Source organism: Pseudomonas sp. ICMP 10191 (genome assembly GCF_001467335.1).
GTDB classification, from domain to species: Bacteria; Pseudomonadota; Gammaproteobacteria; order Pseudomonadales; family Pseudomonadaceae; genus Aquipseudomonas; species Aquipseudomonas cerasi.
Genome location: NZ_LKGW01000114.1, coordinates 33821 through 57375, shown reverse-complemented (window position 1 = coordinate 57375; position 23555 = coordinate 33821). Strand labels below are relative to the sequence as shown.

At 60.6% G+C, this 23555-nt stretch carries 21 protein-coding genes and 1 riboswitch; of the genes, 6 read left to right on the top strand and 15 right to left on the bottom strand.

The window, feature by feature from the left end:
• Positions 1-11: 11 nt before the first annotated feature.
• Entirely contained in the window at positions 12-1226 is a 1215-nt protein-coding gene (serB, locus tag AO388_RS16295) for a phosphoserine phosphatase SerB (protein WP_003431946.1), read from the bottom strand.
• Between the two features lie 130 nt (positions 1227-1356).
• Here serB and AO388_RS16290 point away from each other — a divergent pair, with 130 nt between their 5' ends.
• Positions 1357-2901 carry a HAMP domain-containing protein gene (locus AO388_RS16290; protein ID WP_003431947.1) on the top strand — a complete coding sequence of 515 codons (1545 nt, stop codon included), beginning with the start codon at positions 1357-1359 and terminating at the stop codon, positions 2899-2901.
• A gap of 394 nt (positions 2902-3295) precedes the next feature.
• Here the strand turns inward: AO388_RS16290 and AO388_RS16280 are convergent, their stop codons facing one another.
• The 11 genes from AO388_RS16280 to AO388_RS16235 form a co-directional block, all read right to left on the bottom strand.
• Positions 3296-3991 (bottom strand): PqiC family protein, encoded by a 696-nt coding sequence (locus tag AO388_RS16280; RefSeq protein ID WP_024661443.1) that lies wholly within the window; start codon positions 3989-3991, stop codon positions 3296-3298.
• 183 nt (positions 3992-4174) lie between these two features.
• Positions 4175-6430, bottom strand: a complete 2256-nt coding sequence (gene parC, locus AO388_RS16275) for a DNA topoisomerase IV subunit A (RefSeq protein WP_010439406.1) — start codon at positions 6428-6430, stop codon at positions 4175-4177.
• A 10-nt stretch (positions 6431-6440) separates the two neighbouring features.
• On the bottom strand, positions 6441-6962 hold the full coding sequence (locus tag AO388_RS16270) for a retropepsin-like aspartic protease family protein (RefSeq protein WP_054081306.1): 522 nt from the start codon (positions 6960-6962) through the stop codon (positions 6441-6443).
• The gene (locus AO388_RS16265; RefSeq protein ID WP_003366272.1) at positions 6959-7936 is read right to left on the bottom strand and encodes an esterase-like activity of phytase family protein; all 978 of its coding nucleotides are present in this window, start codon (positions 7934-7936) and stop codon (positions 6959-6961) included. Before AO388_RS16265 ends, AO388_RS16270 begins: the two co-directional genes overlap by 4 nt.
• Entirely contained in the window at positions 7933-9837 is a 1905-nt protein-coding gene (gene parE / locus AO388_RS16260) for a DNA topoisomerase IV subunit B (protein ID WP_003431952.1), read from the bottom strand. The genes AO388_RS16265 and parE overlap by 4 nt, the downstream gene beginning before the upstream one ends.
• An 85-nt stretch (positions 9838-9922) precedes the next feature.
• Positions 9923-10540, bottom strand: coding sequence for a YqiA/YcfP family alpha/beta fold hydrolase (locus AO388_RS16255; protein WP_054081305.1), 618 nt, complete (start codon positions 10538-10540; stop codon positions 9923-9925).
• 88 nt (positions 10541-10628) lie between these two features.
• The gene (gene cpdA, locus AO388_RS16250; RefSeq protein ID WP_080377345.1) at positions 10629-11435 is read right to left on the bottom strand and encodes a 3',5'-cyclic-AMP phosphodiesterase; all 807 of its coding nucleotides are present in this window, start codon (positions 11433-11435) and stop codon (positions 10629-10631) included.
• Positions 11436-11522: 87 nt separating this feature from the next.
• Positions 11523-11888, bottom strand: a complete 366-nt coding sequence (locus AO388_RS16245; RefSeq protein WP_096120575.1) for a hypothetical protein — start codon at positions 11886-11888, stop codon at positions 11523-11525.
• Positions 11885-12292: a hypothetical protein gene (locus AO388_RS29190; protein WP_154583505.1), complete on the bottom strand. Its 408-nt coding sequence runs from the start codon at positions 12290-12292 to the stop codon at positions 11885-11887. Before AO388_RS29190 ends, AO388_RS16245 begins: the two co-directional genes overlap by 4 nt.
• Positions 12293-12488: 196 nt before the next feature.
• A complete protein-coding gene (locus tag AO388_RS16240) occupies positions 12489-12941 on the bottom strand; it encodes a DUF1249 domain-containing protein (RefSeq protein WP_003431956.1) in 453 nt (150 codons plus the stop codon).
• Positions 12932-13549 carry an NUDIX domain-containing protein gene (locus tag AO388_RS16235; RefSeq protein ID WP_003366260.1) on the bottom strand — a complete coding sequence of 206 codons (618 nt, stop codon included), beginning with the start codon at positions 13547-13549 and terminating at the stop codon, positions 12932-12934. The genes AO388_RS16240 and AO388_RS16235 overlap by 10 nt, the downstream gene beginning before the upstream one ends.
• Positions 13550-13756: 207 nt before the next feature.
• On the opposite strand from AO388_RS16235, the gene AO388_RS16230 reads away from it, so the two are divergent.
• Entirely contained in the window at positions 13757-14503 is a 747-nt protein-coding gene (locus AO388_RS16230) for an RsiV family protein (protein WP_004654549.1), read from the top strand.
• On the opposite strand, the gene cytX is transcribed toward AO388_RS16230, so the two are convergent.
• Together cytX and thiC are read right to left on the bottom strand one after the other, a co-directional pair.
• Positions 14472-15761 carry a putative hydroxymethylpyrimidine transporter CytX gene (gene cytX, locus AO388_RS16225; RefSeq protein WP_003431958.1) on the bottom strand — a complete coding sequence of 430 codons (1290 nt, stop codon included), beginning with the start codon at positions 15759-15761 and terminating at the stop codon, positions 14472-14474. The two genes, AO388_RS16230 and cytX, sit on opposite strands and share 32 nt — an antisense overlap.
• Before the next feature lie 180 nt (positions 15762-15941).
• Positions 15942-17831, bottom strand: a complete 1890-nt coding sequence (gene thiC, locus AO388_RS16220; RefSeq protein ID WP_058416746.1) for a phosphomethylpyrimidine synthase ThiC — start codon at positions 17829-17831, stop codon at positions 15942-15944.
• A gap of 154 nt (positions 17832-17985) precedes the next feature.
• Positions 17986-18090: riboswitch (TPP riboswitch) on the bottom strand.
• A gap of 167 nt (positions 18091-18257) precedes the next feature.
• Between thiC and AO388_RS16215 the strand changes: the two genes are divergently transcribed.
• Positions 18258-19697: a TolC family outer membrane protein gene (locus AO388_RS16215; protein WP_058416745.1), complete on the top strand. Its 1440-nt coding sequence runs from the start codon at positions 18258-18260 to the stop codon at positions 19695-19697.
• A 132-nt stretch (positions 19698-19829) separates the two neighbouring features.
• Here AO388_RS16215 and waaA read toward each other — a convergent pair whose 3' ends face one another.
• A complete protein-coding gene (waaA, locus tag AO388_RS16210) occupies positions 19830-21110 on the bottom strand; it encodes a lipid IV(A) 3-deoxy-D-manno-octulosonic acid transferase (protein WP_058397729.1) in 1281 nt (426 codons plus the stop codon).
• A gap of 69 nt (positions 21111-21179) precedes the next feature.
• Between waaA and AO388_RS16205 the strand changes: the two genes are divergently transcribed.
• The 3 genes from AO388_RS16205 to AO388_RS16195 are packed head-to-tail and all read left to right on the top strand — an operon-like array spanning position 21180 to position 23548.
• Positions 21180-21512, top strand: a complete 333-nt coding sequence (locus AO388_RS16205) for an SMR family transporter (RefSeq protein ID WP_003431961.1) — start codon at positions 21180-21182, stop codon at positions 21510-21512.
• Between the two features lie 48 nt (positions 21513-21560).
• On the top strand, positions 21561-22736 hold the full coding sequence (locus AO388_RS16200) for an NAD(P)/FAD-dependent oxidoreductase (RefSeq protein ID WP_058416744.1): 1176 nt from the start codon (positions 21561-21563) through the stop codon (positions 22734-22736).
• Complete coding sequence (locus tag AO388_RS16195) at positions 22733-23548, top strand: aldo/keto reductase (RefSeq protein ID WP_003431963.1); 816 nt, start codon at positions 22733-22735, stop codon at positions 23546-23548. Before AO388_RS16200 ends, AO388_RS16195 begins: the two co-directional genes overlap by 4 nt.
• The last annotated feature ends 7 nt before the right edge of the window (positions 23549-23555 follow it).

The window sequence follows — 23555 nt, the reverse complement described above, 5'->3', positions numbered from 1 at the left end:
CGGCCTGAGCGTCAGCGCTTTCCTTCGCGGTCGCGGAAACCCAGCAGATACAGCACGCCATCGAGTCCCAGCGTCGAAATGGCCTGTTTGGCCGATTGCTTGACCAGTGGCTTGGCACGGAACGCTACACCCAGCCCGGCAATCGCCAGCATCGGCAGGTCATTGGCACCGTCGCCGACCGCGATGGTCTGCTCTAGGCTCAACCCTTCCTTGTGAGCCAGTTCGCGCAACAGGTCGGCCTTGCGCTGCGCATTGACAATCGGCTCGACCGCTACGCCGGTGACCTTGCCGTCAACCACTTCCAGTTCATTGGCAAAGACGTAATCGATGCCCAGCTTTGCTTGCAACTGCTTGGCGAAATAGGTGAAGCCACCCGACAGAATCGCCGTCTTGTAACCCAACCGCTTGAGTTCGGAGAACAGCGTTTCAGCGCCTTCGGTCAGGCGCAGAGACGCGCCGATTTCATCCAGCACGCTCACATCGAGCCCCTTTAGCAGGGCCAGACGCTCTTTGAAGCTTTCGCTGAAATCCAGTTCGCCGCGCATGGCACGCTCGGTAATCTCGGAAACCTGCTCGCCGACGCCTGCTGCCTTGGCCAGTTCATCGATGACTTCGGCCTCGATGAGGGTCGAATCCATGTCGAACACCGCCAGGCGCCGGTTACGACGGAACAGCGAATCCTGCTGGAACGCGATATCGACGTTGAGATCCTGCGCAACCGCGAGAAATTCGGCCTGCATGGCTTTCGGGTCGGCAGGCTCGCCGCGCACGGTGAACTCGATGCAGCCCTTGCCTTTGTCGGCCGGGGTGTCGAGCGGCATACGACCGGACAACCGATCGATCTGATCGATATTCAGCCCGTACTTGGCAGTAATGGCGCTGACGCACTGCAATTGCTCGGCCGTGACCTTACGGGTCAGCAGCGTAACGATGTGACGCGCCTTGCCCTGGCCTTCGACCCAGTGTTGATAGTCGGTTTCGGACACCGCAGTGAAACGGACTTGCTGATCCAGTTCGTAGGCGGTGAACAGGATGTCCTTGAGCACCGAGGATCCCTGCACGGTATCCGGAATTTCAACCAGGATGCCGAACGACAGGGTGTCGTGGATCACCGCCTGACCAATATCGAGAATGTTCACGCCACCCTGGGCGAGGACGCCGGTGATGGCTGCAGTGAGACCGGGACGGTCGACACCAGTGATGTTAATCAGGACGATTTCGCGCAAGGCGCACCCCCGCAGTGGAAAAAAACCGCATTCTAACCACATTCAGTGACCACCGGGCACAGGCAGCGCTTTGCCGCCACTGGGTCGCTCGTTATACTGCGCGACAACTTCACCGAAAGAGCCGTGCTCTGTGAACCGGCCCACGCCCGTTAAAACCGATAATTTCTTCCTGCTCATCTTTCGTGCCCTGCGTCATCGCCGTGTACCGATCGCTTTGCGCATTGCCAGCCATAACGTGATCCTGGTCGCTTTGGCGCTGGTGATCTACGCCGGTGTCATGGGCCTGCAGTTCAAGCAGGCCATGCATGAACAGGCCGATGCGCTGGGGCAGGCCCTGACCACCCAGACCGCCACCTCGGCTACCGAGCTGTTGGTGTCCAACGACATCCTCAGTCTCAACGTGCTGCTGGGCAATCTGGTCAAGAACCCGCTGGTAGCGCATGCCGCTATCTACAGTGTGGATAACCGCATCCTCGCGGAGGCCGGCCAGCGTCCGAAAAACGGTCTGCTGGGGGAAGCTCAGGGTCTGTATGAAATCAAGATCACGTTCCAGGACGTGATGGCGGGCCATCTGCGCATCAGCCTCGACATGTCGCAGTTCCAGCAGCCGATGACCATCAGCCTGCAGAGCATGGGCATTCTGGCCGGTATCCTGCTGGCCCTGGCGCTGGCGCTGAGCCTGCGTCTTGGCCGCCACATCTCCACGCCACTGATGCAGATGCGTATCTGGCTGCGGGATATTGACCCGTATACACCAGCCACTGATCGCCAGGATGAAATCGGCGATCTGGCGCGCCAGCTGCGCACCTCGTTCGCGCCGCCGGTGCCGGAGCCAGAACCGCTGCCCGAGCCCGAGTATGACGGCGAGGAAGACGACAGCGAAGATCCTTATCTGGAGCCGGAAGAGAAGCCCGCACCAAAGGTTTCGGCACGCAGCAGCGAAGCAAAACCGCGCCTGCCGGCACCACCGGTGCAGCGCCGCATCGTTGCCGAGGAAGATGAAGACGACGATGAGGAGGATCCGTTCGCCGATCTGCGCGATCACTCGGACAACTCGCCAGCCGTTCGCCCGGCGGCTGCCTCGGTAGCGCCGGTCGAACCGCACAACAGTGCAGTGCTGGCCGTGCAACTGGGTGCGCAGGATCAATTGCGCCGCCTGCCGCGCGCACGCCTGACCGAATTGCTGCAACGCTACCGCGACTGCCTCGATCAGGCCGCCTCGCTGTATGAAAGCGAGCTGCACACGCTGAATGACGGCAGCACGCTGATGCTGTTCCACAGCCACGAAAGCGGTGATGACTACCTGACCAACGCGATCTGCTGCGGTGAGCTGTTGCGCGCACTCAGCCATGCCTTGCAGATCGAGGTGGCCGACAGCGGCATCACCTTGCAACTGCAACTGGGCCTGACGCTGGGCGAAGGCTTGAGCGGTCTGAGCCAGATCGATCTGTTGCTGACCGAAACCGCGCAGGATGCACTGGCGCTGTCTCAGCACAGCCGCAACCTGCTGCTGGTCGAACGCCGCATCAACGACGACCCGTTGATCCGTCAACGCGCCCGCATCCGCCCGATCGCCAGCCCTGAAGGTGCCTGCTGCGTAGAACGCCTGATGGAGCCTTACCCTTCGATGCTCGAACGCCAGCTGGCGCGCATGCACGAATCCAACAAGGCCTGATCTTCTCCTCCGCTCACTCTTCTCTCGTGCCCATGCTCTGCATGGGCACGCCGTTCTGGGCACTCGACGTCCGATCCTGACCGACCTGGTCCGGCGCAATCAGGTGACGCAGAGCGTCACGACCTGCATTCCCACGCGGAGCGTGAGGAACGATAGGTGCCCGCAAGACCACCATCGTACCCCTGCGCCAGCGCAGGTATGCCGTTCCGGAGCTTATGGCGTGATAGGCGTCCGCAAGATCACCATCGTGCCCATGCTCCAGCATGGGAATGCCGTTCTGGACGCTCTGCGTCCTATCCTGACTGTGCAGCGCGTCAGGAACGCCGGGGTGTGAGAACCAGATGAGCGCCCAACAAAAAGCCCGCATCGCTGCGGGCTTTTTGTTGGGCCGACCCTAGAAGCGGAACACTTCAAGATCGGTGCGTATAGGGGACGCCAGTGGAATTCTTGGCTTGTCCGGCTCTTTGGCCTTGGCGACAGGCGTTTTTTTCGGCTCGTCGAGCGCCTGCCAGGAAATCGGTTTGATCGCAGTGCTGACCTGATCAGCCAGGCGCTGCAACAGCACGCCCTGAGCCTTGACCTGATCGGCAGAGCTGCCGGCATGGACTTGTTCCAAGTGCACCAGCCGGCTGTCCCGGACGTGACCCTTGCGGTCCAGAAGTCGCCATTGCGCGTCCAGTACCGCGGGCTGTTTGGCACCGGAGTCCAGGCGGGTGATGGACAGCACGACCTGAACATCGGGCGTGAAGCTGGCCGTCGCAGGCGCCATGACGACGCGCTGGCTGTCCAGCTTCCAGGCCAGCTGACGCAAGAGCAACTGGTCGATATCCGAAGACAGGTTGCCCGCCCAGCGCCCATCGGACGAAGCAGTCAAGGTGCCGTCAGGCTGGCGTTGCAGCAGTGTTTCGCGTTGCAGATAGTCGGCCACCGAAACAGGACCCAGCAATACTGCCAGACCACTACTCTGTTTCGGCTGACCAGGCTCACCGCTATCGAGCTGATAAAGCGCGGTCGGCTGGCGCACACTGCAACCAGCCAGACCCAGAACGCCAGTCATCAGCAGGATCAAGGGAAGGCGTAGAAAATTCATCATCCCATCCAGGTGGCCGTCCAGAGACAGGCCACAGTATTAGTACTTTCAAGACCCATGCAGGCACTGAGCCACGCATGCACCCCAAGACCCCATATCATCCGTGAATATGCACCATGACTCCAGCGATTATGCATCGTACTTCATGGCAAAACGAAGAACCTTGGTGCCAGATCAATGTTTTCAGCTATTTTCCACCAATAATGCATCGACCCTCTGGAAGCCCCTTGGCAGTTTATTGCCACGTCTGCCACGCTCGCCCTTGTAATGTTCGAGGTCTTCAGGTTTCAGCGACAGCGTTCGTTTGCCCGCCTGAAGTACCAGCGTAGCGCCTTGCCCGATCACCGCAAGATCAGTCACATACTCTTCACGGCTGGCTACTCGCTCGCCCGGAATACCGATGATCTTGTTGCCCTTGCCTTTGCCCAACTGCGGCAGATCGCTGATCTTGAATACCAGCAGACGGCCTTCGGTGGTTACCGCTGCCAGCCAGTTCTGCTCACGATCAGGCACAGGGCGAGGCAGGATGACTTTCGCCCCGGCCGGCAGGCTCAGCAGCGCCTTGCCCGCCTTGTTCTTGGCTTGCAGGTCTTCGCCTTTGACGACAAAACCATAACCGGCATCCGACGCGATCACGTACAGCGCATCGTCTTCCGGCAACAATACGCACTCGAAGGTCGCACCCGGTGGCGGTTGCAGCTTGCCCGTCAGTGGCTCGCCCTGGCCTCGCGCGGAGGGCAGGGTGTGGGCGGCAACCGAATAGCTGCGCCCGGTCGAGTCGATGAACACGGCGAACTGATTGGAGCGGCCAATGGACGAGGTCTTGAAACCGTCCCCGGCTTTATAGGAAAGCCCGGTCGCATCGATGTCGTGCCCCTTGGCACAGCGTACCCAGCCTTTTTCCGACAGGACGACAGTCACCGGCTCGGTGGGCATTAGTTCATTTTCAGACAGCGCCTTGGCTTCGGCACGGGCAACGATGGGCGAACGACGGTCGTCGCCATAGGTTTCAGCGTCGGCAATCAGTTCGGCACGCACCAGCTTGCGCAGCTTGGACTCGCTGCTCAGCAGCGCCAGAAGCTTGGCCTGCTCTTTGCGCAAGGCATCCTGCTCGCTGCGCAGCTTCATCTCTTCCAGACGCGCCAACTGACGCAAACGGGTGTCGAGGATGTAATCGGCCTGAATTTCCGACAGATCGAAACGCGCGATCAGCTCCGCCTTCGGGTGCTCGGCGGTACGGATGATGTGAATCACTTCATCGAGGTTCAGGTACGCCGTGAGCAAACCGTCCAACAGGTGCAGACGGTGCTCGACCTTGTCCAGACGGAATTGCAGACGGCGACGCACCGTACCGATACGGAACGTCAGCCATTCGCCGAGCAATGTCTTGAGGTTTTTGAGCTGCGGCTTGCCATCCAGGCCGATGATGTTGATGTTCACCCGGTAACTGGATTCCAGCTCGGTGGTCGCGAACAGATGCTGCATCAGTTCGTCCAGCTCAACCCGGTTGGAGCGCGGGATGATCACGATACGGCAAGGGTTCTCGTGGTCCGACTCATCGCGCAGGTCGGCAACCATCGGCAGCTTCTTGGCCTGCATCTGCGCGGCGATCTGTTCCAGCACCTTGGCACCGGATACCTGATGCGGCAGTGAAGTGACGATAATGTCGCCATCTTCGATGCGGTAAACCGCGCGCATACGCACCGAGCCACGCCCGGTCTCGTAGATTTTCAGCAGGTCGGCACGCGGCGTGATGATTTCCGCTTCGGTCGGATAGTCCGGCCCCAGAATGTGCTCGCACAGCTCGGGAACCGTGGCCTTGGGGTCGTCCAGCAGACGAACGCAGGCACTGGCGACTTCGCGCAGGTTATGCGGCGGCACATCGGTGGCCATACCGACGGCGATGCCGGTGGTGCCATTGAGCAGGATGTTCGGCAAACGTGCCGGCAACACCGCAGGTTCATCCAGGGTGCCGTCGAAGTTCGGCACCCAGTCAGCAGTGCCCTGGCCCAGCTCGCTGAGCAGGACTTCCGAGTAACGCGACAGGCGCGCCTCGGTGTAGCGCATGGCCGCAAAGGATTTGGGATCATCCGGCGCACCCCAGTTGCCCTGCCCGTCTACCAGCGTGTAGCGGTAGCTGAACGGCTGCGCCATCAGCACCATCGCCTCGTAACAGGCCGAGTCACCGTGCGGGTGGAACTTGCCGAGCACGTCGCCGACGGTACGCGCCGACTTCTTGTGCTTGGCGTCGGCACCCAGGCCCAGTTCGCTCATCGCGTAGATGATACGTCGCTGAACAGGCTTCAGGCCGTCACCGATATGCGGCAAGGCACGGTCCATGATCACGTACATGGAGTAGTTGAGGTAGGCCTGTTCGGTGAAGTCAGCCAATGATCGGCGTTCTACACCATCCAGGCTGAGGTCAAGGGAGTCGCTCATGCGGGCCTCATCATTTCGTTGACTGGCGCAACAGCAAATTGCCGCCACGCTGTGTGAATTCGAGTTGTTTCATTGCACTCATACCGAGCAGCACCTGCTCACCGTCCAGACCGGGTGCCACCAGGGCACGCACATTGGTCAGGACGATATCGCCCAGCTGCAAGCGGTCAAGCGTGGTCCGAAAACCCTGACTGTTGCCATTGGCCGTGCTGACCGTGACCGGATAGCCACGTTTGAGCCCCAGGCGGTCAGCCATGTCACCGGGTACGGCCACATCGGTCGCCCCGGTGTCGATCATGAATTCCACTGTCCGGCCGTTGATCTGGCCGGTCGTGACGAAGTGCCCCTGACGATTGCCTGCCAGTTGCACCTCTATATAGCCGTCACCGTGTTGCGAGGTAACCACGGTGTTGGGGTTCTGCTGCCGGTCTTCCCAATCGCCGAAAAAGCGCGTCGCGAGAAACAGACCGGCCGCCCAGGCCACGATCATCAACACCTTGCCGGCGCGCTTGCCGGGCTGCACGTCGCTCATTGCCCAGCACTCCAGCCCGCCTCAGGTGCAGCGAAGCGCCAGACGATCGGGCGTTTCTCACCGTCGGCGCGTGCACCGAAGTTATTGTCGATGCCGATCCATGCGCCCTTCTCGTCGACCACCAGTGCCTCGGTCAGGCCGTAGGGTTGATCGTAACGACGCGACGGCACCATCGCCTCTTTGGCGAACGACCAGCAACGCTCGACCTGCCCTGTCTCAAGATCACGCCGACAGATGCGGTACACCGCGCGTTCCAGCGTGAACAGCTTGCCGTTGTACAGCGACACATCGGAAAAATCCGTGGACACCTTTTTGCTGCCCTGCTCCGGCGGCAACGCGTCCAGACCGGACTCGGACAGCAGCACGCAGCTTTGCCCGCAGGTCCACTGCTGCTTGTCGCGTTGCACCACCAGCAAGCCACGCTTCTCGCGTTCGGCCGCCAGCCAGAGACGGTCGCCCGCAGGACTCACGGCAATCCCTTCGAAAATCGCGTTGAAGCGCTGCAACATGCCCTGAGCGCGCGCCTGATCCACCAGCGCTTGCGGCAAATCCAGCCAGACCGGTTTACCGCTGACCGGAACCTTGAGCACCGTGCCGTAGGCCTCGCTGACCAGGTAGCGATTGCCAGCGGCGTCACAGCTGACACCTTCGAAATCCAGACTGCCACCGCGTATCAGCGCGGAAAGACCCGCCATGAAACGCAACTTCAACGGCAGATAGCTTTGTGGCGCAGGTGCGTCAATGTGATGTGACTGAGCCTTCCAAGTGTCTTGCGACACATCCAGGCTGTACAGCACATCATCGTCACGGTCGGACACGGTCCACAGTTGGCCGTTGCACATCGCCAGACCTGACAGATTGCCACCGGCCATGTCGTCTACCGGGTGCTCGGATTGCAGCTTCAGGGCCTCGAGTGGCGCAGCGACAACCGGCGTGGCAACCAGGATCAGGGCGGCGAGCCAGGCTCGTATCAAGTCAGAACCTCGGCAAGGTTGCCCTTCGACTCGAGCCAGGACTTGCGATCACCTGCACGCTTCTTCGCCAGCAGCATGTCCATCATTTCCGAGGTGGCCGCGAAATCATCCAGCGTGAGTTGCACCAGACGACGCGTGTTCGGGTCCATGGTGGTTTCGCGCAACTGCGGCGGGTTCATCTCACCCAGGCCCTTGAATCGGGTGACCTGCGGCTTGCCACGTTTCTTTTCAGCGACCAGACGGTCCAGAATCCCGTCACGCTCGGCTTCGTCCAGCGCGTAGTAGATTTCCTTGCCCAGGTCGATCCGGTACAGCGGCGGCATGGCGACATACACATGCCCGGCGTCGACCAGCGGGCGGAAGTGCTGCACAAACAACGCACACAGCAGCGTTGCAATGTGCAGACCGTCCGAGTCAGCGTCAGCCAGGATGCAGATCTTGCCGTAACGCAACTGGCTGATATCGGCTGCGCCCGGGTCAACCCCGATGGCCACGGCAATGTTGTGAACTTCCTGACTGGCAAGCACTTCGCCGCCGTCCACTTCCCAGGTGTTGAGGATTTTGCCGCGCAGCGGCAGGATCGCCTGGAATTCCTTGTCGCGCGCCTGTTTGGCGGAACCACCGGCAGAATCACCCTCGACCAGAAACAGTTCGGAGCGCGCCGGGTCCTGCCCGGCACAGTCGGCCAGCTTGCCCGGCAACGCCGGCCCTTGAGTGATGCGCTTGCGCTCGACCTTTTTGCTCGCCTTGAGGCGCCGACCGGCGTTGTTGATCGCCAGATCGGCCAGTTGCAACCCCAGTTCGGAGTGCGTGTTGAGCCACAGGCTGAATGCGTCCTTGACCACACCGGAGACGAAGGCCGCCGCTTCACGGGACGACAGACGTTCTTTGGTCTGCCCGGAGAACTGCGGCTCCTGCATTTTCATCGACAGGACGAAGGCAATGCGTTCCCAGACATCTTCCGGGGCCAGCTTCACGCCACGCGGTAACAGGTTGCGGAACTCGCAGAACTCGCGCATGGCATCCAGCAGACCCTGGCGCAAGCCGTTCACGTGGGTGCCGCCCTGCGCAGTCGGGATCAGGTTGACGTAACTTTCCTGAACGCTGTCGCCCCCTTCGGGCAGCCAGAGCAGCGCCCAGTCGACCGCTTCCTTGTTACCGGTGAAGCTGCCGCAGAACGGCTCGTCCGGCAGGCGCAGGAATTCGGTGACCGAGTCCTGCAGGTAGGAGCGCAGGCCGTCTTCGTAATGCCACTCGACTTTCTCGCCGCTGGATTTGTCTTCGAAGCTGACCAGCAGGCCCGGGCACAGAACCGCCTTGGCCTTGAGCACATGCTTGAGACGGCTGACGGAAAACTTCGGCGTATCGAAATACTTCGGATCGGGGGCGAAATAGACGCTGGTCCCGGTGTTGCGTTTGCCGACGGTGCCGACGACCGCCAGCTCGGTGGCCTTGTAGCCGTCAGCGAAGGTCATTTCATATTCGTTGCCATCACGCTTGACCCGCACCCGAACCTGGGTGGACAGCGCGTTGACGACGGAAATGCCCACGCCGTGCAGGCCGCCGGAGAACTGATAGTTCTTGTTGGAGAACTTGCCGCCTGCGTGAAGCTTGGTGAGGATCAGCTCGACGCCGGACACGCCTTCTTCCGGGTGGATGTCCACCGGCATGCCGCGGCCGTCGTCCGACACTTCGAGCGAATTGTCGGCATGAAGGATGACCTGTACCGAACGCGCGTGACCGGCCAGGGCTTCGTCGACGCTGTTGTCGATGACTTCCTGAGCCAGGTGGTTGGGCCGCGAGGTGTCGGTGTACATGCCCGGACGTTTGCGAACCGGATCGAGGCCCGAGAGGACTTCGATGGCGTCTGCGTTATAAGAGCTAGCGCTGGGATTGGCCATGGGTTCTCGTTATCAATCTTTCATGGAATTTCGGGGGTTCAATGTTCTTGCATTCATGTGACCGGGCATCCATCACCTGCCGCACTTACAGCGCCGACAGGTCGATCTTCTGCAACAGATCGGGAGCAAATCCGGCAAACGTCAGCAGTGCCGGCATGCGCTCGGCAAAGCCCTGAAAACTGTGGTCGCCGCCCGCCTGAATGCGCAAGGCACAGGCCCGGTAAAACTTCTCGGCGCGACGATAATCGAGCGTCTCGTCACCGGTCTGCAGCCACACCTGAAACTGCTGCGGGTCCTGCGGCGCGGGTACTTCCAGCTCGGCCAGCGCCCGAATATGGTCTTCGGTCAACTGCCACTGCTCGCCGGTGTACAGGTTCTGTTGCACGCCGAGAAACCCGTCGAACAGCTGATGCGGATTGACTGCCGGGTTGATCAGCACCGCCTTGAGGCCGTGCCGCTGCGCCAAATGAGTCGCATAGTAGCCGCCGAGGGAGCTGCCGACCAGTAATGGCCGTCCCAGCGCCGTGATAGCCGCTTCAAGCTGGAGCATGGCCTGGCGCGGATGGTGATGCAGTTCAGGGACTTGCAGACGATCAGCCAGACCCAGAGACTTCATCAGCGCACTCAACTGACAGGCCTTTCTCGACAGGGCCGAGCTGTTCAAGCCATGGATGTATAGCAGTGAAGGTATGTCGCTCGTCACGCTGTCGCTCCCGAGTGCAAGGCAAAGCCGTGTAGTTTACAGGGACTTACGCTACAACACCTCACCGGAAACGTATCCGCCAGCCCAATCAATAACCGGTGCCGCCGTAATCGACCTCGAACTCCAGGCCGACCACTCGGGAAACAGCCGTTTCCAGCCGCCCGTCGTCATGCAGTCGTAGCCAGCGATAGCCCGGCGCCGCGGTGTCGACCTTGAAATCCACGCTGCCCGGGGCGAACTGAATGCAGGTCGAAGGCGACGCCAGCAGACGCACGCCGTTACGCATCTGATCGAATTCCTGATGCACATGGCCCCACAGTATGGCGCGAACCTGCGAAAAACGATCGAGCACGTCAAACAACGCATCGGCATTGCGCAAGCCGATCGGCGCCATCCACTCACAACCAATTGCCACCGGGTGATGGTGCAGGCAGATCAGGTGATGCCGCTCAGGCGCTTCACTCAGCGCCTGCTCCAGCAACTGCAATTGCGTAGCCGCGAGAAAACCAGGCACCGAACCGGGCACTGCCGAATCCAGCAGCGTCACCCGCCACTGGCCGATATCCACCACCGGGTCGAGCAACCCATTAGGCTGCGCAACCTGCTCCATCTGCGGCAGTTCGTCGTGATTACCGGCGAACCAGCGCGCAGGCGCGTCGATCCGCCCGCTTATCCGACGAAACGCTTCGTAAGACTCGACACTGCCGTCCTGCGAGATATCGCCGCTGGCGACCACAAGATCAATGTGCGGCTGCTCGGCCAGCACCTGATCAACGACTTTTTCCAGACTGTCCCGCGTGCTCATGCCCAACAACGCCTCGTCCGCCTCGGCGAACAAGTGGCTATCGGATATCTGCACCAGCAAAACTGACGATGAAAGGGCTGCGCTCGGCAAGACCGTCTCCCAGAGAGGATTCAGCGCGATTATGTGATGTGGCAACGGGCGGGTAAACCGGGAAAGTGCGTGCAGACGAGCATTTGGTCACATTTGCTGATTCGCTCGGTGCTTGAGCACAATCGAAGCAATAAGTCCGGCCGACACCATGCCTGCCAGTCCCGCACCCAAGAGATGGCTCAGCACCCGCTCATAAGGCATTCCAGGCCAGATATATCCCGCCAACAAAAACTCCAGTACAACGCCAAGAATCATTCCTGCCAATCCAGCCAGATGAACGATCCACGGCATGAGCCTCAAAGACAGAATACCGATGACCACTCCGGTAATGGCCGTATATAGAAAGTGTTCCCAACGCAGAGCGCTGCCTGTCAGGGTTATCAGTCCGACATATAGGAGAAGGCCGAAGATGAGTCCAGTGAAACCACCAATCAAAGCCCGATAGATAATCATCGCCATCTCACTGGACAATTGGTAATCATGGATTCCCGAGAGCCGCCAGCATTGAAAATCTCTTCGACATAAGAAACACAATTATTGGGGATGCCAAACCAGTGCCACGGCTTGGCGCTAAGCTCCTCAAGCTTGCGCTGCGCCACATCGGGTTTGTTCAGAAGTACTCTTCGACGGAACAGCTCTGTTTTCGAGGATTCATTGAGATAACGTCCGTAATCAGTTTCACTCATGAAGTACGGCCGTTCGGCCAACCCGGCAATATGAAAATAAAACTCTCCCGCTTTCAACAAGGCATGCCCACAGATATTAGGACCGTCACCGCTTACTACTACAAGCCATGTGTCGTACCCGTTGAAAGGCACAGCCCGACAATGATTCAGATGGCTCCCTAAATAGCTCATTCGTTATGCCTGTAAATGAAAGTGATGACGAATGTAAGCCATGGAATTTCAAATTCAAGGACACGCTGCTCGCTTTGAATATATTCAGACACGACCTACATGCCTGAGGCATAAACACTGACGGCCAAAGTCATTTACAACTGAATAAACAAGTCATGAGGCCGGTTGAGATAAAAAATTCAGAATTGCGAATGGATCAGCGCACCGCTTCAAACTCATGCCCACACGCCAGGCAGTGGCTCAGCCATTCACCGAGAAACAGGTTGAGCTGGGCCTTTTCGTCTGGTTGGTGCATGTCGGCGTTGGGGTAGGGATAGATGCCCCGGAAGCGCCGCGCATGTTCGGCGCCGATGACTTCGGCCATGCGGGCGTCGTGGTAAACCTGTACTTCGAGCTTGGGCACCGGCAGCCAGGGCAGGCTGTGCTCCTGGCAGACCTGCAAGGTGGTGGTGTACGGGCAGTCGAGCAACACTTCGACTGCCAGCACGCCCAGCATCTGATCACCCTGGGTAACGGCGACGCGGCGTGAGCGCTGTTCGTTGCGCATGTCGGGCAGCAGGCGCATCAGGCGCGCGTAGTTGGCCTCGCACGCAGCCTGCAGTCCGGCAAGATCGACACGGTAGCGTTCGCGCACTGGATTCACGACCATAAACCCCTTATCTCTGCACGATTCAGCGCCAGCCATTGCAAGGCGATGATCGTCGATGCGTTCTTGATTGTTCCGTCTTTCATCGCCTGCAATGCGTCATCGAATGACCAGACTGTTACCCGGATGTCTTCACCTTCGGCCTCGAGCCCGTGCAATCCGCCCGCCCCTTCACTGCTGCAACGCCCCAGAAACAGGTGAACGAACTCGTCGCTGCCACCCGGCGAGGGGAAGTATTTGGTGATTGGCCACAATGCCTCGAACTTCAGCCCAGCTTCCTCTTCTGCCTCGCGATGAGCAACTTCTTCCGGCTGTTCATCCTTGTCGATCAGACCTGCGACCAGCTCGATCAGCCAGGGGTTGTTGGTCTTTTTCATGGCGCCTACGCGGAACTGCTCGATGAGCACGACTTCGTCACGCTTGGCGTCATAAGGCAGCACGCAGACGGCGTCGTGGCGAACGAACAGTTCGCGGCTGATTTCCTTGCTCATCCCGCCCGCGAACAATTCGTGGCGCACATGCAGCTTGTCCAGCTTATAGAAGCCCTTGAAGCAGTTTTCACGCTTTATGGTTTCAAAAGCGCTTGGTGCAGATCGTGTGGTCTGGGTCATGGGTTTCTCGCTTGCCGCCGTTTTTGACATCGGGCCATCCTAACGCGCATCGGCAGTCAGATGCAGCCCCCTTGAACATGCAGGGTAGACGGCCGGGGCTTAAAACAATTCTAATCTGCCATGATCGAACCGAAGACGTTGTTTACAGTCCAACCAGCCTGCATACGTACAACGCAACCGCCTTTACTGACACTGCCAAGGATCAACATGTCGTTATTGAGGATCACTTCACTGGCTTGCCTGGCCCTGTTGCTCGGCGCCTGCCAAAGCCTCTTCACGCCCAACATGCGCACACCGCTGCAAGTCCAGCGCGATGCTTCCGAGCTGATCAAGCCGGGCTGCACCACGGCCGACTGCCCGTTGGTGAACATCGATACCGTGCACTTCCCCGATGAGCCGCGACTGGACGCCATCGTTCAGAAGACGTTGCTGCAACTGACCGTTGCCGACAGCAGCGCATCGCCGCCTGCGTCGATCAAAGCCTATCAGGAACAGTTCCTGAGCCAGGCCCAGGGTCGCAACAGCAGCTATCTGCAGGCCAAGGTACGCGAACAGCATGACGGTATCGTAGTGGTCGAACTGTCCAGCTATCTGGATACCGGCGGTGCCCACGGCAACCCTGGCCGGGCGTTCATCAACTATTCGCGTCAGCAGCAGAAAGTCCTGACCCTGGCTGACATGATCATCCCGGGCAAGGAAAGCGAGTTCTGGCAGAAAGCCCAACTGGCCCACCAGGGCTGGCTGGTATCGACCAAGATGAATGAAGACAGCGAGTTCATGAAGACCTGGCCGTTCAAGCGCACGCCGCATATTGCGCTGACCTACGGCGCAGTGATCCTCAAGTACTCGGTCGACACCATCGCGCCGTATTCGATGGGCCACATCGAGCTGAAGATTCCTTATCCTCAGCTCAATGGCATCCTCAAGCCGGAACTGTTCCCCGGCCGCGGCTGATCGCACCGCCGATCAGCAGCTGCAACACGCCAGCGACAATGAGCGCTGGCAGTGTTGCGCCCACTTCGGGATAAAGATTGGCCAGCAGATGATAGGTGCTGAGCCCGCCGAGCCACGCCAGCAGGCTCATCCAGCGCAAACCGCCCTCCGCCGCCTGACCACTGCGACCACGCAGAATGAAATGGTCAACCAGCACGACGCCGAACAGTGGCGCGAATACCGAGCCGATCAATAACAGAAAGTTCTGATACTGCGCCAGCGGTGCCAGACAGGCAATCAGCGTACAGATCACGCCAATCACCAACGCCAGATGCTCGACCTTGATGCGTGACAGCAGAGCACTGGAGACCGCAGCCGAGTGAATATCGGCGAACGCGTTTTCCGTTTCGTCCAGCAGAATCAGCAGCAGCGGGATCCCCAGACCTGCGCCGGCCAGTGCCAGCAGCAAGGCATTGACCTCGCCGCTCGGGGCGAACGCCAGGGTGTAGGCGACGCCCAGGCTCATCAGCCAGAAGTTGCCGATGAAAAAGCCTGCAGCCGTACCGCCGAAGACGCTTTTCGCGCGTTGCCCGAAACGTGAGTAGTCGGCAATCAGCGGCAGCCAGGACAGCGGCATGGCGATGGCAATGTCGAACCCCGAGGCAAACGGCAACGAACCATCGCCAGAGGTTGCCCACAGCGCGGTCAGATCAGCCTTGGCCAGCAGATTCCAGGTCAGCCATGCACACGCCGTCAGCAGTATCCACAGGCCCCACTTGCGCAGAAAACGGCGCACGAAGGTCAATGGCCCGCTGACTGCCAGCAGCGTGGCCAGTGCGCCGAACAACAGCGTCCAGAGCAGCGGACTGCTCCACGGGCTGCCCTCTGCAAAAGCCCGCGCGCCGAGCAGACTGGCTGCGTCGCGCATGACGATGATCTCGAACGAGCCCCAACCGATCAGTTGCAGCAGGTTCAATACCGCTGGCAGCGACGCGCCCTTGCTGCCCAGGCTGAGCTTGAGCGCGGCCATGGACGACAGGCCGGTATCGCTGCCGATCACACCAACGCTGGCGAGCAGCAAGACGCCCACCAGCGTGCCGAGGAAAATCGCCAGCATCGAGCCGGACATGCCCAGCCCCGGCGCCAGCAAGGCCCCGGTTTGCAGCACCATCAAACCGATGCCGAGGGAAAACCACAGGGAAAACAGATCCCGCCCACCGAACACCCGCTGGCTGGCGGGTACAGGGGTGTCAGGAGAATAGGTGCCGGGTGTGTTCACGTTTGTGTCTCGTATGGGTGTTGATCGGTGATTCGGGATCGGACGCGGAGCTTCCAGAACAGCGCCACCACGCAGAGCGTGGGATCATCGCAATTATCGTGCGACGCTCCGAGTCGTAAAGCCCAATGCTGGAGCGTAGCGATAACCGCTAGCGGTGTTCTGTCGTGCACCTGTCGCCCCCTACACCCTCTTGTACAACTGGCTGCCTTCCTGCTTGAAGCGCTCGGCCTGCTCGGCCAGGCCTTTAGCAACATCGACGTCTACCGCCTCGATGCGCTGATTGGCGGCGTACTCGCGGACTTCCTGAGTGATCTTCATCGAGCAGAATTTAGGCCCGCACATGGAGCAGAAATGCGCGACCTTGGCCGAATCCTTGGGCAGGGTTTCGTCGTGGTACGAACGCGCGGTGTCCGGGTCCAGGCCGAGGTTGAACTGGTCTTCCCAGCGGAACTCGAAACGCGCTTTGCTCAAGGCGTTGTCGCGGATCTGCGCACCCGGATGGCCTTTGGCAAGATCCGCCGCATGAGCCGCGATCTTGTAGGTGATGATCCCGGTTTTGACATCATCCTTGTTCGGCAGCCCCAGATGCTCCTTGGGCGTGACGTAACACAGCATGGCGCAGCCGAACCAGCCGATCATGGCGGCACCGATGCCCGAGGTGATGTGGTCGTAACCCGGCGCGATGTCGGTGGTCAGCGGGCCCAGTGTGTAGAACGGCGCTTCATCGCAGCACTCCAGTTGCTTGTCCATGTTCTCCTTGATCAACTGCATCGGCACATGGCCAGGGCCTTCGATCATGGTCTGCACATCATGCTTCCAGGCGATCCTGGTCAGTTCGCCCAGCGTTTCCAGCTCACCGAACTGCGCCGCATCGTTGGCATCGGCAATCGAGCCCGGACGCAGGCCGTCGCCCAGCGAGAAGCTGACGTCGTAGGCCTTCATGATTTCGCAGATGTCTTCGAAATGGGCGTAAAGGAAGTTTTCCTTGTGGTGCGCCAGGCACCATTTGGCCATGATCGAACCGCCACGGCTGACGATACCGGTGACACGCTTGGCGGTCAGCGGCACGTAACGCAGCAACACACCGGCGTGGATGGTGAAGTAATCGACGCCCTGCTCGGCCTGCTCGATCAACGTGTCGCGGAACAGCTCCCAGGTCAGGTCCTCGGCTGCACCGCCCACCTTTTCCAGCGCCTGATAGATCGGCACCGTACCGATCGGCACCGGCGAATTGCGGATGATCCACTCGCGGGTTTCGTGAATGTGCTTGCCAGTGGACAGGTCCATGACCGTGTCCGAGCCCCAGCGGATACCCCAGGTCAGCTTGGCGACTTCTTCTTCGATGGAAGAGCCCAATGCGCTGTTGCCGATGTTGCCGTTGATCTTCACCAGGAAGTTGCGGCCAATGATCATCGGCTCAAGCTCGACGTGGTTGATGTTGGCCGGGATGATCGCGCGGCCCCGGGCAATCTCTTCGCGCACGAACTCGGCAGTGATTTCCTTCGGGATGCTCGCGCCAAAGCTGTGCCCGGCATGTTGCTGGGTCAGCAGACCTGCGGCGCGGGCTTCCTGAAGCTTCATGTTCTCGCGGATGGCGACGTATTCCATCTCGGCGGTGATGATGCCCTGACGCGCGTAGTGCATCTGGCTGACGTTGGCGCCGGCCTTGGCCCGGCGCGGGTTGCGCACATGGGCAAAGCGCAGCGCGGTGAGTTCGGCGTCGCTCAGGCGTTGCTGGCCGAAGCTGGAACTCAGGCCCGGCAGACGCTCGGTGTCATTGCGCGAGTCGATCCATGGCGAACGCACGTCGGCCAGGCCTTTGCGCACGTCGATGATCACATTGGGGTCGGTGTAGGGGCCGGAGGTGTCATAGACCGTGACCGGGGCGTTGATCTCGCCGCCAAAGTCGGTCGGGGTGACGTCCAGGGTGATTTCGCGCATGGGCACGCGGATGTCCGGGCGCGAGCCCTGAACGTAGATTTTCTGCGAACGGGTAAACGGCTGTACCGATCCGGAGTCGACTTGCGCCGACTCGCTCAAATGGGCTGCGTTTTTTGCTTTTATACTCATCACGGCTCTCCAGACATCCAGTTGCGGATTTATTGTCGGAGTGACCTGACGTGACGGACGGGTGCACCAGTGCTGGTGCTGAGTATCGAAAGGAGGCGAAACTGTTCATTATTTGAACAATCGACCCCGGACGGCACTCAAGAGGACTCGCCGGGAGACGAGAAATCTTGTTCCCTACGCAGGCGCTAACCTGATCAGGTTCAACGGGATCCGGTTTAACCGATCTCAGCCTCATAGCAAGGCACCCCGACAAGAACGCCGCCAGTCTATGACGGGGTGCCGTCGCAACGCCAGCCTATTTGCACGGGGCTCGATAAATGGCGCAAATCGACGATTGTTGCCAAAAGCGTCTGGCTCTACACTCCCTAGCCCGGTTTCTCTTCAACCCGAACTGTAATTATTTTCTTCATGAACAGGGAATGCCTCATGTTGCGCAAACTTTCGTTGGTCGTGGCTGTTTCGTTTGCGTCCAGCGGGTTGACCTGGGCAGCCGAATTGCCAATGCCAACGCAGACAGGGCTGTTGAGCGTTTATCAGCAGGCTGTGGACAACAACGCCGACCTCGCAGCCTCACGCGCCGATTACGATGCGCGCAAGGAAGCCGTGCCGCAGGCCCGCGCCGGTTTGCTGCCGAATATTTCCGGCAGCGCCCAGAACAGCAGCACCCGCACCAGCATCGATCAGCCCAGAGCCGTGGCCACCCGCAGCGGCAACCTCTATCAGGCCACGCTGAGCCAGCCGATCTTCCGCGCTGACCGCTGGTTCCAGTTGCAGGCTGCCGAAGCGAGCAACGAACAGGCAGCACTGGAACTGTCGGCTACCGAGCAGAATCTGATCCTGCAATCGGCGCAAAGCTATTTCAGCGTATTGCGTGCACAGGACAATCTGGCCTCGACCAAAGCCGAGGAAGCGGCCTTCAAGCGCCAGCTGGATCAGGCCAACGAGCGCTTCGATGTCGGCCTGTCGGACAAGACCGATGTGCTGCAGGCGCAGGCCAGCTATGACACGTCACGCGCCAGCCGACTGATTGCCCAGCGTCAGGTCGACGACGCCTTTCAGGCGCTGGTGACGCTGACCAACCGCGAATACAACTCGATCGAAGGCATCGTGCATACCCTGCCGGTGCTGGCACCGACGCCCAATGACGCCAAGGCCTGGGTCGATACTGCCGCGCAGCAGAACCTCAATCTGCTGGCCAGCAACTACGCAGTCAGTGCCGCCGAAGAAACCCTGCGTCAGCGCAAGGCCGGGCACGCGCCGACGCTCGATGCCGTGGCGACCTATCAGCGTGGCGATAACGATGCACTGGGTTTCAGCAACCCCAACTACACCGGCCGCAACTACGGCGGCGACGTCGAGCAGCGCAGCATCGGCGTGCAGCTGAATATCCCGATCTACAGCGGCGGCCTGACCAGTTCACAGGTACGCGAAGCCTATGCGCGCCTGAGCCAGAGCGAGCAACGCCATGAAAGCCTGCGTCGTCAGGTGGTGGAAAACACGCGCAACCTGCATCGCGCGGTGAATACCGATGTGGAGCAGGTCCAGGCCCGCAAGCAGTCGATCATCTCCAACCAGAGCGCGCTGGAAGCCACGGAAATCGGTTATCAGGTCGGCACCCGCAACATCGTCGACGTGCTGGATGCGCAACGCCAGCTGTATGCCTCGGTGCGTGACTACAACAACACGCGTTACGACTACATCCTCGACAACCTGCGTCTCAAGCAGGCAGCAGGCACCCTGAACCCGGGCGACCTGCAGGACCTGTCGCGCTACCTGAAGGCCGACTACAACCCGGACAAGGACTTCCTGCCGCCGGACCTGGCGACTGCCGCGCAGAAGAACTTCGAGCGACCTGCAAAGCGCTGACAGGTGACGCAGAGCGTCACGAAATGCATTCCCACGCTGGAGCGTGAGGAACGATAGGCGTCTGGACGAGCTCAACTATCGTGCCGACGCTCTGCGTCGGCATGTAGTTCTGGACGCTCCGCGTCCTCCGATTCAGCGCCTGCCCATCAACCGCCCGATCCCGTCGAGCAGGCGTTGCTGTGCGCCCTGATTGGCCTTCATCACCTCAAGCCCGGCATCGGCCATGTTGCGCACCTGCTGCGGCTGGTCGAAAAGACCCTGCACGGCGGTGGCCAGCGCTGCTGCATCGTTGACCTCTTGCAACGCACCGGCCTTGCGCAGCATGGCGGCGATCTCGAGGAAGTTGAACAGGTGCGGGCCGCTGAGCACCGGCTTGGCCAGTGCCGCAGGCTCCAGCAGGTTGTGTCCGCCATTGGGCACCAGGCTGCCGCCAACGAAAGCGATGTCAGCCAGTGCATAGAGAAACAGCAATTCCCCCATGGTATCGCCCATCAGCACCGAGACGTCAGACGTGACAGCCTGCGCGGATGAGCGCCTTACCGTCGCAAAGCCCTGCTGCTGACACAACGCATGCACACTGTCGAAACGCTCGGGGTGACGCGGCACCAGAATCAGCAGCGCATCGGGGTGACTGGTCAGTAACGTGCGATGAGCCGCCAGCACGCTTTCATCCTCGCCCGCATGTGTGCTGGCCGCGATCCAGACAGGCCGCTGCGTGGTCTGCCATTGTTCGCGCTGGTGGGCGGCACGCTGCAGAAGCTGCGGGTCGATGCTCAGGTCGAACTTGATCGAGCCGGTCACCGCCACGCACTCGGGACGTGCGCCCAGATCACGAAAGCGCTGCGCCTCAGCTTCAGTCTGCACCGCAAACCAGGCCATTTCCGCCAGCATCGGTCGCGTCAGCCCGGCAAAGCGTGCGTAACCCCGCGCCGAACGCTCCGACAGCCGGGCGTTGGCAAGCACCACAGGAATCCCGCGCAGGGAACACTGATGGATGTGGTTGGGCCACAGCTCGGTTTCCATGATGATCCCCAGCCGTGGCTGTACCTGATCGAGAAAACCAGCAGCCGCCCACGGCAGGTCGTAGGGCAGGTAGCAATGCTGAATTCGCGGCTCACTGGCGAACAGCGCCTTGATTCGCTCCGAACCTGTGGGCGTCATGCAAGTCACAGTGATCGGCAACTGCGGATATTGCACCAGCAGCGACCGAATCATGGGCGCTGCGGCGATGCTTTCACCCACCGACACCGCATGTACCCAGATACCGCCCCGCTGCATGACCGGCAAGCCGCGAGCGAAGCGCTCGCCGATGCGCTGGCGATACGCCGGAGCCTTGCGCGCACGCAACCACAGACGCAGGGCAACCAGCGGCAGGCCGAGATGAAACAGTACGGTATAAAGAGTTCTATTCATGGGCGCGGAGTTTATCAGCCCGCCATCACAAGCCGCTAGAATGCGCAGCCTGACGAAAAGGAATGCACCATGAACGCTTATTACCTACTGGCTATCGCCGTTTGCGCGGAAGTCATCGCTACCACGTCCATGAAAGCCGTGAAGGGATTGAGCACCCCGCTGCCCCTGTTGCTGCTGATTACCGGCTATGCGATCGCGTTCTGGATGCTGATTCTGGTAATGCGCACGATCCCGGTGGGCATCACTTACGCCATCTGGTCGGGCATGGGCATCGTCATGGTCAGCATCGCCGCGTTCTTCATCTACGGCCAGAAACTCGACCTGCCCGCGCTGCTGGGCATGGGCATGATCGTGGCAGGCGTGGCGGTCATTCAGCTGTTCTCGAAAACCGCCGGGCATTGAAAACCCGATCCTTTATAATGCTCGTACTTTTCGCTCACTGAGGTGCTCATGCCATCGGTTATTTCCACTGACGTGCTGATTGTCGGGGCTGGCGTCGCCGGTCTCTGGCTCAATGCCCGGTTGCGTCGTCAAGGGTTCTCGACAGTGCTGGTAGAAAGCGCCAGCCTGGGTGGCGGGCAAAGCCTCAAGTCTCAGGGGATCATCCACGGCGGCGCCAAGTACGCGCTGCACGGCGCGCTGTCCGGCGCCTCCGAAGCCATTGCCGACATGCCGCGTCGCTGGCGTGAGGCCCTCGATGGCAAGGGCGAGCTGGATCTTTCCGGGGTACGCCTGCTGTCCGAGGCCCATTACCTGTGGTCGCCAGGCACCATCGCCGGCAATCTCACCAGTTTCTTCGCCAGCAAGGCCGTGCGCGGTCGCGTGGATCAGGTCAAGGGCGAGCAACTGCCGCCAGCCCTGCAAAACCCCAAATTCAAAGGCAAGGTCTATCGGCTTGCCGAGCTGGTGGTCGATGTACCCAGTCTGATCGGGCGTCTCGCCGAACTGGCCGGTGACAGCCTGCTGGCCGGTCAGCACATCGAGCCGCTCTTCGAGGGCAATGAACTGATCGGTCTGCGCGTCGACGGTCGCGATATCCATGCGCAGCGCATCGTACTCAGTGCCGGCGGCGGCAATGCCGACCTGCTGAACGCGCTTGGCGTATCGCAACCGCAGATGCAGCGCCGCCCGTTGCACATGGTGCTGGTCAAGGGGCCGACCCTGAAGCCGCTGTTCGCTCACTGCCTGGGCGGCGGGCCCAAGCCACGCATCACCGTGACCACGCACCCGGCAGCAGATGGCCAGTGGGTGTGGTATCTGGGCGGCGACCTGGCCGAAGCCGATGGCGTGGCGCGCCAACCGGACGAGCAGATCGCCGTTGCGCGCAAAGAGCTCGAGGCGCTGCTGCCGTGGGTCGATCTGAGTCAGGCGCAGTGGGCGACCCTGCGTGTTGATCGTGCCGAGCCTGCTCAATCAGGACTGGTGCGCCCGGACAACGCCTTCCTCGACAGCCAGCAACGTCTGATGATCGGCTGGCCGACCAAGCTGGCCCTGGCTCCGGACTTCGCCGACCGAGTCCTGTCGCAGCTGTCCAGAGACGGTATCCACCCGACCCCGCAAGCTCCGCTGAGCGATGTGCCACGGCCTCCAATGGCCATACCTGTCTGGGATGAGCTGCTGCCATGAGCCTGAAAACCCTGCACGATCTGCATCGCCCGCTGGGCAGTACCGGCCTGAACGTATCGCCGCTGGGGCTGGGCACCGTCAAACTGGGGCGCGACCAGGGCGTCAAATACCCCAGCGGCTTCAAGATTCCCGATGACCAGCAGGCGCAGATGCTGCTGCGCATGGCCCGCGACATGGGCATCAACCTGATCGACACGGCACCTGCCTATGGCACCAGCGAAGAGCGCCTGGGACCGCTGCTGCGCGGTCAGCGCCAGGACTGGGTGATCGTCAGCAAGGTTGGCGAGGAGTTCGTCAACGGCCAGTCTAGCCATGACTTCAGCGCCACCCATACACGCACATCGGTCGAGCGCAGCCTGAAACGTCTTGAAACCGACTTTCTCGATCTGGTCCTGGTGCATTCGGACGGCAACGATCTGGCGATTCTCAACGACGCCGAGGTGTACCAAACACTCGCTGATCTCAAGCGCGAAGGCAAGATTCGCGGCTTCGGCTTTTCCGGCAAGACCGTCGAAGGCGGCCTGCTGGCGCTGCGTGAGGGTGACTGCGCAATGGTCACTTACAATCTCAACGAACAGGATGAAAAGCCGGTACTGGATTACGCGCAGGCTCATGGCAAAGGCATTCTGGTGAAGAAGGCACTGGCCAGTGGTCATGTCTGCCTGACACCCGGCATGGATCCGGTCCACGCCAGTTTCCAGCTACTGTTTGAACATCCGGCGGTTGCCAGTGCTATTGTCGGCACCATCAACCCGTTGCACCTGGCACACAACGTTGCAACTGCCGCTGCCGTGATTTGCCGTCAAGCCTGATTAAGGC

Coding starts and splice junctions, on each gene's coding strand:
- thiC (WP_058416746.1), bottom strand. CDS start 17,831: ATGAGTATAAAAGCAAAAAACGCAGCCCATTTGAGCGAGTCGGCGCAA.
- AO388_RS16270 (WP_054081306.1), bottom strand. CDS start 6,962: ATGAGCGACGTGCAGCCCGGCAAGCGCGCCGGCAAGGTGTTGATGATC.
- parC (WP_010439406.1), bottom strand. CDS start 6,430: ATGAGCGACTCCCTTGACCTCAGCCTGGATGGTGTAGAACGCCGATCA.
- AO388_RS16215 (WP_058416745.1), top strand. CDS start 18,258: ATGTTGCGCAAACTTTCGTTGGTCGTGGCTGTTTCGTTTGCGTCCAGC.
- AO388_RS16195 (WP_003431963.1), top strand. CDS start 22,733: ATGAGCCTGAAAACCCTGCACGATCTGCATCGCCCGCTGGGCAGTACC.
- AO388_RS16230 (WP_004654549.1), top strand. CDS start 13,757: ATGTCGTTATTGAGGATCACTTCACTGGCTTGCCTGGCCCTGTTGCTC.
- AO388_RS16205 (WP_003431961.1), top strand. CDS start 21,180: ATGAACGCTTATTACCTACTGGCTATCGCCGTTTGCGCGGAAGTCATC.
- AO388_RS16235 (WP_003366260.1), bottom strand. CDS start 13,549: ATGACCCAGACCACACGATCTGCACCAAGCGCTTTTGAAACCATAAAG.
- AO388_RS16280 (WP_024661443.1), bottom strand. CDS start 3,991: ATGAATTTTCTACGCCTTCCCTTGATCCTGCTGATGACTGGCGTTCTG.
- waaA (WP_058397729.1), bottom strand. CDS start 21,110: ATGAATAGAACTCTTTATACCGTACTGTTTCATCTCGGCCTGCCGCTG.
- AO388_RS16245 (WP_096120575.1), bottom strand. CDS start 11,888: ATGATTATCTATCGGGCTTTGATTGGTGGTTTCACTGGACTCATCTTC.
- AO388_RS16200 (WP_058416744.1), top strand. CDS start 21,561: ATGCCATCGGTTATTTCCACTGACGTGCTGATTGTCGGGGCTGGCGTC.
- parE (WP_003431952.1), bottom strand. CDS start 9,837: ATGGCCAATCCCAGCGCTAGCTCTTATAACGCAGACGCCATCGAAGTC.
- AO388_RS16240 (WP_003431956.1), bottom strand. CDS start 12,941: ATGGTCGTGAATCCAGTGCGCGAACGCTACCGTGTCGATCTTGCCGGA.
- AO388_RS29190 (WP_154583505.1), bottom strand. CDS start 12,292: ATGAGCTATTTAGGGAGCCATCTGAATCATTGTCGGGCTGTGCCTTTC.